14 protein-coding genes and 1 pseudogene are annotated in these 12,779 nt (G+C 32.9%); 7 read left to right on the top strand and 8 right to left on the bottom strand.

The features are described from left to right. Positions 1–1,464: 1,464 nt before the first annotated feature. Positions 1,465–1,836: pseudogene (locus BN1372_RS03635) on the top strand (ATP-binding protein); the annotation flags it as partial. A gap of 172 nt (positions 1,837–2,008) precedes the next feature. Here the strand turns inward: BN1372_RS03635 and BN1372_RS03640 are convergent. Then, a complete protein-coding gene (locus tag BN1372_RS03640; RefSeq protein ID WP_062197500.1) occupies positions 2,009–2,194 on the bottom strand; it encodes a YhzD family protein in 186 nt (61 codons plus the stop codon). 104 nt (positions 2,195–2,298) lie between these two features. Beyond that, positions 2,299–4,158 carry an LTA synthase family protein gene (locus BN1372_RS03645; protein ID WP_062197501.1) on the bottom strand — a complete coding sequence of 620 codons (1,860 nt, stop codon included), beginning with the start codon at positions 4,156–4,158 and terminating at the stop codon, positions 2,299–2,301. A 219-nt stretch (positions 4,159–4,377) separates the two neighbouring features. Between BN1372_RS03645 and BN1372_RS03650 the strand changes: the two genes are divergently transcribed. The 3 genes from BN1372_RS03650 to BN1372_RS03660 all read left to right on the top strand — a co-directional run bounded on the left by BN1372_RS03650 (position 4,378) and on the right by BN1372_RS03660 (position 6,233). Beyond that, positions 4,378–4,782, top strand: a complete 405-nt coding sequence (locus BN1372_RS03650) for a MerR family transcriptional regulator (RefSeq protein WP_062197502.1) — start codon at positions 4,378–4,380, stop codon at positions 4,780–4,782. Beyond that, positions 4,760–5,947, top strand: coding sequence for an MFS transporter (locus tag BN1372_RS03655; RefSeq protein WP_074018128.1), 1,188 nt, complete (start codon positions 4,760–4,762; stop codon positions 5,945–5,947). The genes BN1372_RS03650 and BN1372_RS03655 overlap by 23 nt, the downstream gene beginning before the upstream one ends. 91 nt (positions 5,948–6,038) lie before the next feature. After that, on the top strand, positions 6,039–6,233 hold the full coding sequence (locus BN1372_RS03660; protein ID WP_062197503.1) for a sporulation YhaL family protein: 195 nt from the start codon (positions 6,039–6,041) through the stop codon (positions 6,231–6,233). Positions 6,234–6,256: 23 nt separating this feature from the next. On the opposite strand, the gene BN1372_RS03665 is transcribed toward BN1372_RS03660, so the two are convergent. Further along, complete coding sequence (locus BN1372_RS03665) at positions 6,257–7,159, bottom strand: peptidylprolyl isomerase (protein ID WP_062197504.1); 903 nt, start codon at positions 7,157–7,159, stop codon at positions 6,257–6,259. A 129-nt stretch (positions 7,160–7,288) separates the two neighbouring features. Between BN1372_RS03665 and BN1372_RS03670 the strand changes: the two genes are divergently transcribed. Both BN1372_RS03670 and BN1372_RS03675 read left to right on the top strand, forming a co-directional pair. After that, a complete protein-coding gene (locus BN1372_RS03670; RefSeq protein WP_062197505.1) occupies positions 7,289–7,894 on the top strand; it encodes a YpmS family protein in 606 nt (201 codons plus the stop codon). Positions 7,895–7,969: 75 nt separating this feature from the next. Further along, positions 7,970–8,335 carry a DUF1878 family protein gene (locus BN1372_RS03675; protein ID WP_062197506.1) on the top strand — a complete coding sequence of 122 codons (366 nt, stop codon included), beginning with the start codon at positions 7,970–7,972 and terminating at the stop codon, positions 8,333–8,335. A gap of 19 nt (positions 8,336–8,354) precedes the next feature. Here the strand turns inward: BN1372_RS03675 and BN1372_RS03680 are convergent, their stop codons facing one another. The 5 genes from BN1372_RS03680 to BN1372_RS03700 all read right to left on the bottom strand — a co-directional run bounded on the left by BN1372_RS03680 (position 8,355) and on the right by BN1372_RS03700 (position 11,881). Beyond that, on the bottom strand, positions 8,355–8,906 hold the full coding sequence (locus tag BN1372_RS03680) for an HTH-type transcriptional regulator Hpr (protein WP_062197507.1): 552 nt from the start codon (positions 8,904–8,906) through the stop codon (positions 8,355–8,357). A gap of 129 nt (positions 8,907–9,035) precedes the next feature. After that, positions 9,036–9,401 carry a YtxH domain-containing protein gene (locus BN1372_RS03685; RefSeq protein WP_062197508.1) on the bottom strand — a complete coding sequence of 122 codons (366 nt, stop codon included), beginning with the start codon at positions 9,399–9,401 and terminating at the stop codon, positions 9,036–9,038. Positions 9,402–9,561: 160 nt separating this feature from the next. Continuing rightward, positions 9,562–10,080, bottom strand: coding sequence for a tryptophan transporter (locus BN1372_RS03690; RefSeq protein WP_062197509.1), 519 nt, complete (start codon positions 10,078–10,080; stop codon positions 9,562–9,564). Between the two features lie 112 nt (positions 10,081–10,192). Beyond that, positions 10,193–11,275, bottom strand: coding sequence for a 3-phosphoserine/phosphohydroxythreonine transaminase (gene serC / locus BN1372_RS03695; RefSeq protein ID WP_062197510.1), 1,083 nt, complete (start codon positions 11,273–11,275; stop codon positions 10,193–10,195). A 165-nt stretch (positions 11,276–11,440) separates the two neighbouring features. Further along, positions 11,441–11,881 carry an HIT family protein gene (locus BN1372_RS03700; RefSeq protein ID WP_062197511.1) on the bottom strand — a complete coding sequence of 147 codons (441 nt, stop codon included), beginning with the start codon at positions 11,879–11,881 and terminating at the stop codon, positions 11,441–11,443. Between the two features lie 160 nt (positions 11,882–12,041). Between BN1372_RS03700 and BN1372_RS03705 the strand changes: the two genes are divergently transcribed. Continuing rightward, entirely contained in the window at positions 12,042–12,779 is a 738-nt protein-coding gene (locus tag BN1372_RS03705; protein WP_062197512.1) for an ABC transporter ATP-binding protein, read from the top strand.

Consider the following 12,779-nt stretch of genomic DNA (forward strand, 5'->3'; position numbering starts at 1 on the left):
AAATTTTTTCTACTGTATTGGTGACTAATCAAATTAGTAGGGGTAGAAAAGAATGCTAGTAAGTCTGAGATTAATTGTATCAAATTAATGAGAAATGAGAAATCTTTATCTATTAATAAAATCTTAAAACATTAGGTATTAATTGGCGTACCGCCAAGAAATATGCTGATGAGGATCAATTACCAGTTGAAAGGAAAATAAACAAAGGAGCATTCTTGTTAGAAGATGATATATAAAGAAAAATAGGGAGAAATTATAACAGATTGGTTGTGGGGAGATCAGAAATTAAAGAAAAACAGCGGAGAACCAATAAAAATTTTTAAAAAGAACATTAGGATATGGGCTTTAAGGGGGTCTATCAGACCTTATGTTACTTTGTGAAAGAATGGCGTGAAGGTAGTTATGATATAAAAATTCTGAAAACTATATTCATCCGCTAGCTGAAGCTCAATTTGATTTTGGAATAATGGAGGCTGTGAAATAAAGGAAATATGTGGACGTTCATTGTTTAGTTATGACACTACCCTTTCGTAATACAGTTTATGTAATGGATTTGCTAAGCGAAAATCAAAATGTGTTTTACATGGATGGAAAGAAATATTTAAACAGTTAGGCGGAGCGACTAAAAAAATTTGTATTGATAATTTAAAGCGGCTATATATAAACATAGAAATTGCAATGAAAAGGCTGTATTTAGTGATGAATTTTTTCGATTCGCCAATTATTATGGATTTGAACCACAAGCATGTAATCCAGCTGCAGGTTATGAAAAGGGAAATGTAGAAAATAAAGTGGGTTATGTTCGCTATAACTTTATTACACCAGCTCCTGTAATCAAGGACTTCGAACATTTATCGCAATTACTACAAGAACAATGAATAAAAGACCGTGAGCGAATCCATTATAAAAAAACAAGTACTAATTAAAGATTTTCTAGAAGAAGAATATCAGTATCTTTTGGATTTGCCCGAAAAAGAATACCCTGCTTTTAAAGAAGAAGTGGAAAAAAGCAATAAATATGGGAAATCACTCTTAATCAAGCAAAAGGATACGTACCAAAAGGCTTTAACTTTACACAATTACAAGTTATTAAGTATTGGAATCGATTTAAAGTACTTTCTCCTTACGGAGAAATTTTGTGTGAGGGTTATCGTCTTTATATGGAAAAGAATCGTGAGATTCCTTGGACATCCATTTTAAAAGTATGGATAAAAAAACCACATGCCATTCCTTATTCTCGCTTTTCTACTTATCTACTAGGTTGAATTTCTGAATATTTTCAAATTCTAGATCTCGAGATTCGAAAAGAACGGATTAAGTGGATTATTTCATTATTAACCCGTTATCAAATGGAAGAAATGAATGCCTGTTTTTATGAATTGATAAAGAAACAGTCCAATAGTTAGGTAGAACCAGTATGTCATCCATTTGACGTAGATTGGACAAAATACGTTCAACTCCAAGATACAAAAAAGTTATCGCGTCTTATTCATTTCAATGGAAGAATTGATCCCTCTACTAAAAACGGAGGAATATCTTCGTAAATCGCAGCTACAGATGAAAAAGGTCAGAGATGCCGACCTGATTATCATTGATGACCTGATGTATATGGCGATGGATCAGAACGAGGCCAACCTGTTTTTTCATCTTGTCAATCATCTATATGAACGAAGCTCGATTATACTTACATCCAACAAAGGGCCTGAGGAATGGGGAGAGTTACTGGGAGACCAGGGTATCACCATGGTGACCTTAGATTGCATTCTCCATCGCTCAGAAGTTCTCCATTTGGATGGAGAAAGTCATAGAATCAAACATCGACAGACATTATTTTAAGCGAAAAGTGTTCAAAATTAATGAGCAGAAAGTGTTCAAAACTACTTGACGGTTACACTATTTGACGCTTATTATGATTACTTGTAAATTTGATCATAAGAAAACTGCACCTCTAATGGTTAGAGTGTGTCTAACGATTGGGGTGCAGTTTAAAAACAAGGATAGCTCTTTTTTAACGATGAAAACCGATTAATCGACCGTAAGAAGTAACGATTCTACTTGTTCCTTCCGATAAATTTTGGGAAACTAATTTTTGTTGACCAATTTCTGTTGCAGCTTTTTCGTTTTCTGCTTCAAACATTTCGTTGATTAGTACTTCCCCTTTTTTACTATAAGCAGTGACATAAAATTGTGGCATAGCAAGCGTCCTCCTTCTCTCTATCCTTTTTTTGTGTATATTACCATTATATCAAAAATAAAAAAAAGGTACGAACCTTTTCGTGTTCGTACCTGTATACTTCCTTACTTCGCATTTGTAAATCGGAATAAGTCGCCATAAATGATAGAGTCTGAAAAATCTAATTCTGTATTGATTTTCTCAAAATATGGTTCGCATTTTTCTTTTTCTACTGGTGTTCCGTCGGCTTTGTTGTAGCATGTTTCTTCTGTATAAATGAATTCATCGGTAACAAAACTTCCGTCACGAAAAGCAGCAAATCCTTTTCGTTCAGGTGATAATAAATCATGTCCAAATTGTATTTGATTTTTCGTTTGAATGCCTAGTAAATGAAGAATCGTCGGACGAATGTCTACTTGACCACCAACAGTATGAATTGTTTTTCCTTCTTCACCAGGGATATGAATGATGAACGGTACTTTTTGTAATTCTGCAGCTTCAAATGGTGTAATTTCTTTACCTAATAATTGTCCCATTGCTTCATTATGGTTTTGTGAAATACCGTAATGATCCCCGTATAACACGATAATAGAATTATTATAGTATCCTTTTTCTTTTAACATCGTAAAAAATTCTTTTACTGCTTCATCTTCATATCTTACCGTTTGAAAATATTGATTGACGATTTTATCATTTGTTAACGCATCAGTTGGTGAAAGCAATTGATCTTCCTGGTTTAATGTGAATGGGAAATGGTTCGTTAGCATTAAAAATTTCCCGTAAAAAGGTTGTTGTACTTGATTCATTAATGGAAGTGATTGCTCGAAAAATTCTTTATCTTTTAATCCCCAACCAACTTGATTCTCTTCTGTTAATGAATAATCTTCCATTCCAAAAAATCGATCATATCCGAATGCTTGGTACATTAAGTCACGATTCCAGAAACTTTTATTATTCGCATGGAATACAGCTGTTTCATATCCATTTTCTTTTAAAATTTTTGGCATCGCTTCGTATTGGTTTTGCGAATGCGTGAAGAAAACAGCACCGCGTGCTAACGGATATAACGAATTATCAATTAAAAATTCAGCATCGCTTGTTTTTCCTTGTCCAGTTTGATGATAAAAATGATCAAAATAATAACTGTCTTTTACTAAGTCATTTAAAAATGGTGTTACTTCTTCGCCATTTAATTTGTAATTAATTAAAAAGTTTTGTGTTGATTCTAAAGAAATTAAAATCACATTTTTTCCTTTTGCAATTCCAAATAACTCTTTGTCAGGTTCAGTATAATTTGCTTTTACATAGTTTTCAACGTCCGTTAATTCACTACCATCTGCGAAAACTTTTTTTGATTTCACCTGTGTTTGAATAACGATATCATAAATATGGTAATTAAATGTCCCTAAATTTTTTACGAGCATTTGTCTGTCAAAAGAACGTGTTAATAGTTGCGGTCGTTGAATTTCTGCCAATCCAAGATTAATGACAAATACAACAATAGAAGCGATAATAATTTGCCGTGGTAATTTTTTTGGTAATGGCTTGACGTCTAATTTCTTTTTCTTTAAAACAAAATATAAAATAAACAGGTCAGCAAAATAAAAAAGATCAATAGGTTTAATTAAACTATGAATACTGCTACCTAAGTCTCCCATATTACTTGTTTGGAATAAGACAGGGAGCGTAATGAAGTCATTAAAAAAACGATAATACACAACGTTGGCATAGAGTAAGATGCTAATGGTTACGGCAATCGTAACCATAACTTTTTTTCGAACGGTTTCTTTGAATAATAAACTAATCCCAAATACAAATAACAAAAAACTAAGTGGATTTATAAATAAAATAAATTCTTGCATCAAATTGTCCATTGGAATATTAAAACTAGTTTTGTATGTGATGTATGTTTTTATCCACAATAATAAAACAATTAAACTAAAAAATGGAGCTTCGTTTTTTAGTGATATAAGCCATTTCTTCATATATAGACGATAGCCTCCTTATTACTTTTAGATTTACATCTTTCATTATAATAAATACGAAGGAAATGTAAATAAAGTTTCAACTTTGTAAGAACATTGTAAACTATATTTATATTTTATACAAAGAAATCTTAAAGAAAAGCGTGCCTAAACATTAACGTTGACGTTAATGTTAATGTTTAGTATAATTTTTCTGCAATCGATGAGAGGAGTAAGGAAATGGAAAATTACAAAATAGGCGAATTCGCAAAATTGGTGGAGTTAACCCCCCGAACTATTCGCTATTATCAAGAAAAAGGCATTTTTGATCCAATCACTGGAGAGAATAATTATCGTTATTTTACCGAAGTGGATGTACACATTGCCGAGTTTACAAAACGGTGCCAAATGTTAGGAATATCATTAGATGATATTTCAGATTTAGCAAAAGCATATCGTCGTTCGGACAGTAAAAAAATTGACCACCTCATCCATTTTAAAAACATCATCGAAGAGCATATTGAAGAAATTGAAAAAAAAGAGAAGGTGTTACGAAATACAAAGGAACGATTAATTGAGTTAAAAGATAAATTTAAAAAAAAGATTGAAAGGTTGGATACACATGGAGAAGGAACATGCAAATAAACCGATAGGCTCACTCGTTTTAATCATGATCAACCTTTTTATTATCATGGTTGGAATTGGAATCGTCATACCAGTTTTGCCGTATTACGTTGACCATTTTGGTGCATCAGCCAATGTACTAGGGATGTTAATGGCTGTTTATGCGTTTATGCAATTTTTATTTGCACCGTTTTGGGGGAACTTATCGGATAAAATTGGGCGAAAACCAGTCATCATGATTGGATTGTTAGGATTCGCTATTTCTCAGTTTCTTTTTGCTTCTGCAAATGAATTATGGGTATTATTCGCAGCACGTACCATCGGAGGGGCTTTAGGATCTGCGTTAATTGCTACTGCGATGGCGTATGTGAGTGATGTAACGACAGAAGAAAAACGTGCGCAAGGAATGGGCATGATGGGTGCTGCAATGGGACTGGGAATGGTATTTGGTCCTGGAATTGGTGGATGGTTATCCATCAATAGTTTATCTACCCCATTTTTAGTAGCAGGAATTGCGTCTACAGCAGCTTTCATTTTTACGTTTATCAAGCTTCCGGAATCGTTAACGAAAGAACAAAGAGATGAAAATAAAAAGGAAACAAAACAAAATCAGTTCGTCTTAATGTTTCGAGCATTAAAAGGACCTGTTGGATTTTTATTAATGTTAGTGTTCGTTTTAAGTTTTGCACTTGCAAACTTTCAATCGATTTTTGGTTTTTATGCGTTAAAGCAATACGGATATAATGTCGTCACCGTAAGTAATATTTTAGTGATTGTTGGAATTGTCGGTACTATTGTACAAGGGGCACTTGTAGGAAAAATGACGAAAAAATTTGGGGAAAAGAAAGTAATTGTTGGTTCTTTACTCGTTAGCGCAATCGGTTTTTACCTAATGACATTGCCAACACAATATTGGGGAATATTATTAACCGTCAATATTTTCTTTATTGCCAACTCCTTATTACGTCCTGCAGTTAATACGTTAATTTCTAAATTAGCAGGACCAAAACAAGGAATGATTATGGGATTAAACAACTCTTTTATGAGTTTAGGTAACGTAGTTGGTCCGTTATGTGCCGGTTATTTATTTGAGATTCAAGCGAATGCCCCTTATTTCACAGGAGCGATTATTTCTATGCTTGCCTTAATTGCAACGATGATTTGGATGAAAAAACAAGCGGTTTAAAAGAGGGTTTCGAATTCGAAACCTTCTTTTTTTACCTTCATATTTTGAACAAAGCAGTCATATAGTAAAGCATAGAAGGAAGGTGGAAAATATGGACTTGCCACTTTGGATTTATGTCGTGATGTTTGGCATTATTTTTAGTGGATTTATGGTGATTAAAACGGCAAAAGATGAACAAGAAATAGAAGAGAAGTTTATTGAAAAAGAGGGAGAGGCTTTTTTAAATCGGGTTCGAAAAGAACACCAACAAAAAATACACGAGTGGACAGAACAAGAAAGGTCCTAAGCATATCGCTCAGGACCTATTTTTTATTTCTTTGTTTCTTTTGTTTCTTTTGTTTCAAAAAGTTCTTTTAAATCTTCATCTTTTACTTTAATGTTCGCTTCTTTTTCTAATTTCTCTACTTCTTTTTTGTATTTTTCCATTGGGTCATCATATGGTTTTGCACTTTTAAGAAGAAGTTCATTTTTTAAATTGTTTTTCATTTTATCGTACGATAACTCTTCTTTCTTCTCTAATTTAATAATGTGGTAACCAAATTGACTTTTTACTGGAGCCGAAATTTCTCCTTCTTTCATTCCAAATGCTACATCTTCAAATTCCTTCACTAAGGTTCCTTTTGTAAAAGAATCAAGACTACCGCCTTTTTCAGCAGAACCAGGGTCAATAGAATTTTCTGTTGCAAGTGTAGCAAAGTCAGCACCGCCATCTAATTGGGCTTTTAATTCATTTGCTTTTTGCTCATCTTCCACTAAAATATGGCTAGCAGTAATTTTATAGTTAAAATTGTTCTTTTTCATGTTGTCGTATTCTTTTTTGAGTTCATCTTCTGTAAATGCTTTTCCGTCACGGATTACTTTTATCATTAAAATACGACTTTTCATATCTTCGCGTAATTCTTTTTCACTTCCATACCCGAATTGAGGGATTGCTTCTTTGAATTGTGCTTCCGAGTATCCTAATTCGTCGCGAATATCTTTTATTTCTTTATCGATTTCTTTGTCCGTTACTTTATATTTTTTTCCTAAAATTTGTTTCTCTACTAAATCTTTTACGATTTGTTTTCCTTGATCGGTTTGTTTGATTTGTTCATATACATCTTCTGTCGTAACCGATCCTGCATTTGATTTTACAAGGGTTCCATTGCTTCCACTACAACCTGCAAGGGCAATGACACCAACTGCAGCAATAGTTAAAATTGTTTTTTTCATTAGATATAACACTCCTATAGCCGTAAATTTCAATAACATTTTAACTATAACATAGTTTATAATGAAAGAAAAAAGAAAAATGGAAGAAGTCTACATTTTCTTTCGTATGTCGCACAAGGAGAGAAAAAAATGCAACAAAGACAGCGTGTTAAAAAACAGATATTTCATGTATGGAAATTTTTTGCCCTTACTTTTTTCGTTTTATTGCTTCTTTCGTGGGGAAGTTTATTCGTTCTTTATCAAATTTATTTGCCAACCGCAAAAGAAACACCAACAACTAATGTAAAAGAAATCAAAGGAGAACCAGTATTAACTTTTCAATTATCGAAAGAAGAATTGAATAACCTTTTTGAGTATGCTGTTTCCAAAAGTAAAACGAAATCCATTGAATATATGCCTTATTTAAAAGGGGAAGAATTAGTTATTGATGGAAAAGTGAAAATTTTAGGACGAAAAGTAGATATGAAATTAACTGGTATGCCAAAGGTTACAAAAGAAGGGAATTTACAAGTAGATATAGAACATATGCAATTAGGATTATTAAACTTGCCACAAGACCGAGTATTACAAGCAGTTGTGAATGAAGGGAATTTGCCAAAATGGATTGACATTGACTCGAAAAAAGAACGGGTAACCATTCTAGTGACGAATCTAACAATTGAAGAACAATTTAAATTAGAAGTGAAAGAAATGGACTTAAAAAAAGATAAAGTATTAATTAACATTTATGAATAGAAAAAAGATAAGAAATAATATGGATTTTCCGCTATAATATGAGAAGAAGGATTAGAAAAATGGCGGGGATAGATGATGGAAACATTCGAAAAACGGATCGAACGTTTAGAATATTATCAAAAATTATTACTACAAATGATGAACCCGAATAAATATCCATTTTATAAAATGGTTATTGAAAAGGGGTTAACAGAACACGAAGTACGTACATTATTTACATGTTGTGAGGAACTAACGAAGGAATTTGAAATTCAAAAACAAATGGGATTTGTAGAATTTAGATCGCTTCTCGTCCAGTTTGTCGGCATGCTACATCCTCGTTTAACGCCAAAAGAAACGATTGAAAGTCTCTTACAACAAGGTTTTTACGTACCGCTTATGACACAATTAATGCGCAACATTGAATTAATACACAAGGAAGAAAAAGCTAGGAAACTGTGACCGTGATGGCCACAGTTTCCTAGCTTTTTGTTACCACTTTTTCTTGATTATATTTATTATCTTCTGTAAGAAAAGAAGTATCAAAAATCTCCATGAAATCATTACCATAAATGTTACGAAGCATTACCATCACTTGGTCAAAGTCTGGAAACTTATGAAAAAGTTCTTGAAATGGTTGTACGCTATTATACACAGCGTAGCTAGTCGGATTAAAATCTTTTAATGTTTGTAAAAGTAATGCTTCTCCTTGCATTGTCAATTCCACATATGTGTTCCGTTTATCTGCTTCTTTTTTAGAAAAGGTTAGATACCCTCTACGTTCTAAATTTTTAGAGAAATTAAATGCCGTTGATACGTGCATGACACCAAATTTGGCAATTTCAGAAATAGACGTTCCTTGGAGTTGATAGGCAATCCATAAAATATGATGTTCGTTAATATTTAAATCGTATGGTTTAATCCATGTTTGCCAATCTTTTTCGACTGATTTCCATAAAGCTTTGCTTAGTTGAGCGACTTGATGGCAAAATAACATCGCGTCTTTTTTTGATATAAACTCTTCGTTTGTCATCCACTTCACCTTCTAGTAAATATTTCGGAAAGTATAAAAATACATCGTTGTTATAAAAAATGCATAAAATAATGGAGAAAATCCTGTTTTTCTTCTTTTTTTCTTTTCTATAAAAATAAAAAAGCAGCTTTATTTTTCTTGGTTTCTTAATTTTTCTTCTAATTCGTCCATTTCTTCTTTAATAGAATTTATTTCTTCATTAATGGTATCTAAGTTGTCACCTGTTGAGTTTTTCCACTGTGTAATAGAATCTTTCATATCTGTTGTAAAGTCTTTGATGCTATTCGAACAGATTTGAGTTGTTTCTAATAGCTGATCTTTCACATTTAAAAAAGTTGATTTAAAACACTCTTGGTTCGTTTTACACGTATCGATAGAGCTAGCAATTTTCTCGCGTAGTTCTTTACCAGAATATTTTGTTGTACTTAACACCGCAATACCTGCAATGATTCCACCTGTCAAAAAGCCTGATAAAAAAGATTTTGTTTTTGCCAAGATGAAAACCCCCTTATCCGAAAATAGGATTTTTATACCTTATTAATTTGTTATTATATCATAAAAATGAATATTTATTATATCAATTAATGAATTATTTTGAAAATTTACTATTTTAAAAATAAAAAAGAGCCGAAATAATCGACTCTTTTTTTATGAATTAATAAGCAAACTTCATACGTTGATTTAGTGTAACGGCAATAGGGTATACAATAGCCATTAAAATAGCATTTAGAGCCGCAGCAGGAAGGACTACTGTTAGGAATAAAGCTAAAAATCCAGTTCCAGCTGGTAAACCTGCAAAAATAAGTGCAACACCTAAGAAAATAGTTCCGCTAATAATAGTTCCAATAATCGTAAATACGATAGCTCCTAACGTTGTTTTGAAAAATTTTGGTGCTATTAATAATAATCCAAAAACACAAAAGGCTGTAATCGGTTTATCAATCATATTTGCTAATTGTCCACCTGGGAAACTAGTTGTTAAAGCGGAAATAATTGCTGTTGCTAACGATGTGACAAATACGTATTGCACTTTAGGAAAAAGTAAAATACTTAAAAACATCATTGTTAACATCATGTCAGGTTTCATTCCAAATACAAATCCAGGGATGACAGTGTGTAACACAGCCCCAATCCCAATCATTACACCAAGTAACGCTAATACTTTTGTTTTCATACTAATCTCTCCTCATCTCTACTTACTATTCTTTGTCACTCCAATCGTACACTGTTGTCGATTGCAAGAAACGTATTTATACTGTACTAGAAAAAACTGATTTTTTCAAGCATTAACCATGTTGTTTTTGGAATTCTATCATAAAGTCACGTAAAGCTATACATGCTTCTTTTGGAACTGCGTTATAAATAGATGCGCGGCATCCTCCGATAGAACGGTGACCATTTAATCCAACAAATCCTTTTTCTTTTGCTTCTTGTAAAAATTGTTTTTCTAATTCGCTATCGCTTAAGTTAAATGTAACGTTCATTAGAGAACGGCTATCTTCTTTTGCGTGACCAATATAGAAACCATTGCTTGCGTCAATGGCATCGTATAAAATAGCAGCTTTTTCTTCATTTGCTTTTTCAATTGCTTTTACGCCACCTTGTTCTTTTACCCATTCTAGAACGAGTGAAAGCATATAAATACCGAATGTTGGTGGTGTGTTGTAAAGAGAATTTTTCTCAGCGTGTGTGCTGTATTTTAACATTGTCGGAATATTTTCATCTTCTTTTCCAATTAAATCTTTACGGATAATGACAACCGTTACACCTGATGGACCTAAGTTTTTCTGAGCACCAGCATAAATCATGCCGAAATTTTCAACTGGAAGAGGGCGACTTAAAATGTCACTACTCATATCTGCAATAAGAGGTACATTTACTTTAGGAAATACTTTCCATTGCGTACCGTAAATTGTATTATTCGATGTAATGTGTAGATAAGCTGCATTTTCAGATAGTTGAATATTTTCTAACGCTGGAATGAAGTTATGTTTTTCATCTTTACTACTAGCACTTACATGTGTCGCTCCTACTTTTTTTGCTTCTTTTAACGCTTTTTCACTCCAAGAACCTGTTAATACGTAGTTTGCAACTTGGCCTTCTTGAAGTAAATTCATCGGGATCATAGAAAATTGTGTGCTAGCTCCACCTTGTAAGAAAAGAATGTCGTAATTTTCTGGTATTTGTAGTAATTCATACAATAATTCTTTTGCGCGGTTATGAACAGCTTCGTATTCTTTACTACGGTGACTTAATTCCATCACGCTCATACCTGTATTTTGAAAATCCACTAATTCTTTTTGAGCTTTTTCTAATACTGCTAATGGAAGTGCAGAAGGACCTGCATTAAAATTATATGCTCGTTTCATTTTGTTCGTCTCCTTTGTATGTAGTCGAATCTTTTATTAATATCCTATCATGTTTTTATCCTAAATGTACGGTTTTTATCGCATAAATTACGATATTTTTTTCTAAAACGCTTTCATTTCACGAAAAAAAGAACAATGTCAGAAAAAGCTGCGGTATGCAGCTTTCTAACATGATGATAAATTCGCTTGAATTTTGCTTGCTAGTTGTTGCAATTCTTCAGGAGTGTATTTATCCATATTATTCACCCATTGCGCTTTAAAACCATCCTTTGTTTTGTTATAACGCGGAATAAGATGAAGATGAAAATGAAAAACTGTTTGACTAGCTACTTCTCCCGTATTACTCACAAGGTTCATACCTTCTGGTTGGAATGTTTCTTTGATTGCGTTTGCAATTTTTGGAACGACACGGAAAAGAGCGGCAGCATTTTCTTCGCTTAATTCATATACATTTGCTTGATGTTCTTTTGGGATGATTAATGTATGACCTTTTGTTACTTGGCTGATGTCAATAAAAGCTAATACGTGTTCATCTTCGTAAATTTTTGCACTAGGTATGTCGCTATTAATGATTTTACAAAAAATACAGTTTGGATCAAAATTCATGTTTACCACTCCTTACAATCATATTATTTCCTATTTTATCAAACTATAGTCTAATACGGTAGTATAGAAAAGGAATCGCTCAGCATAGAATAATCTATTCGAAATACATAGGTGGATTTGGTAAAATGAAAAGTAGAATAAATAAAGGTAGGTATTGGATATGAAAGATTTATTACGTGTGGAACATCTTACAGGTGGTTACGCTTCGTCTAAGCCTGTTTTAAACAATGTGAACTTTTCGATTGGAAAAGGAGAATTAGTTGCACTAATTGGATTAAACGGAGCGGGGAAAAGTACAACCATTAAACATATTATTGGGTTACTAGAGCCGAAAAAAGGGGCAGTAAAATTAAACGGGAAAACGTTAGAAGATGATCCGGAAGCATACAAAAAAAGTTTTACGTATATTCCTGAAATGCCCATTCTTTATGATGAACTAACATTATGGGAACATTTAGAGTTAACTGCAATGGCGTATGGAATAGAACGAAAAACATTTGAAGAGCGGGCGAATCATTTATTGAAAGAATACCGGATGGAAAAAAGTAAAAATTGGTACCCAGGTCGTTTTTCGAAAGGAATGCGCCAAAAGGTAATGATTATGTGTGCATTTTTAGTAGAACCGTCGTTATATATTGTCGATGAACCGTTTATGGGACTAGACCCAATTGGCATTAACTCACTTTTAGAAGAAATGATGAAAGCCAGAGAAAAAGGGGCGTCGATTTTAATGTCTACCCACATTTTATCGACAGCAGAACAATATTGTGATCGTTTTATTATTATTCATAATGGAAAAATTATTGCAGATGGAACGTTAGAAGTGTTACAAAAGAAATTTAAAAAAGAACAGGCAACACTGGATGAAATATATATTGAATTAACAAAGGAACGATAA

Source organism: Massilibacterium senegalense, assembly GCF_001375675.1.
GTDB classification, from domain to species: Bacteria; Bacillota; Bacilli; order Bacillales; family Massilibacteriaceae; genus Massilibacterium; species Massilibacterium senegalense.

Bases quoted from the DNA above. Each gene is read 5' to 3' on its own strand.
- BN1372_RS03640 (WP_062197500.1), bottom strand. From the start codon at position 2,194: ATGCCACAATTTTATGTCACTGCTTATAGTAAAAAAGGGGAAGTACTA.
- BN1372_RS03645 (WP_062197501.1), bottom strand. From the start codon at position 4,158: ATGAAGAAATGGCTTATATCACTAAAAAACGAAGCTCCATTTTTTAGT.
- BN1372_RS03650 (WP_062197502.1), top strand. From the start codon at position 4,378: ATGGAAAATTACAAAATAGGCGAATTCGCAAAATTGGTGGAGTTAACC.
- BN1372_RS03655 (WP_074018128.1), top strand. From the start codon at position 4,760: ATGGAGAAGGAACATGCAAATAAACCGATAGGCTCACTCGTTTTAATC.
- BN1372_RS03660 (WP_062197503.1), top strand. From the start codon at position 6,039: ATGGACTTGCCACTTTGGATTTATGTCGTGATGTTTGGCATTATTTTT.
- BN1372_RS03665 (WP_062197504.1), bottom strand. From the start codon at position 7,159: ATGAAAAAAACAATTTTAACTATTGCTGCAGTTGGTGTCATTGCCCTT.
- BN1372_RS03670 (WP_062197505.1), top strand. From the start codon at position 7,289: ATGCAACAAAGACAGCGTGTTAAAAAACAGATATTTCATGTATGGAAA.
- BN1372_RS03675 (WP_062197506.1), top strand. From the start codon at position 7,970: ATGGAAACATTCGAAAAACGGATCGAACGTTTAGAATATTATCAAAAA.
- BN1372_RS03680 (WP_062197507.1), bottom strand. From the start codon at position 8,906: ATGACAAACGAAGAGTTTATATCAAAAAAAGACGCGATGTTATTTTGC.
- BN1372_RS03690 (WP_062197509.1), bottom strand. From the start codon at position 10,080: ATGAAAACAAAAGTATTAGCGTTACTTGGTGTAATGATTGGGATTGGG.
- serC (WP_062197510.1), bottom strand. From the start codon at position 11,275: ATGAAACGAGCATATAATTTTAATGCAGGTCCTTCTGCACTTCCATTA.
- BN1372_RS03700 (WP_062197511.1), bottom strand. From the start codon at position 11,881: ATGAATTTTGATCCAAACTGTATTTTTTGTAAAATCATTAATAGCGAC.
- BN1372_RS03705 (WP_062197512.1), top strand. From the start codon at position 12,042: ATGAAAGATTTATTACGTGTGGAACATCTTACAGGTGGTTACGCTTCG.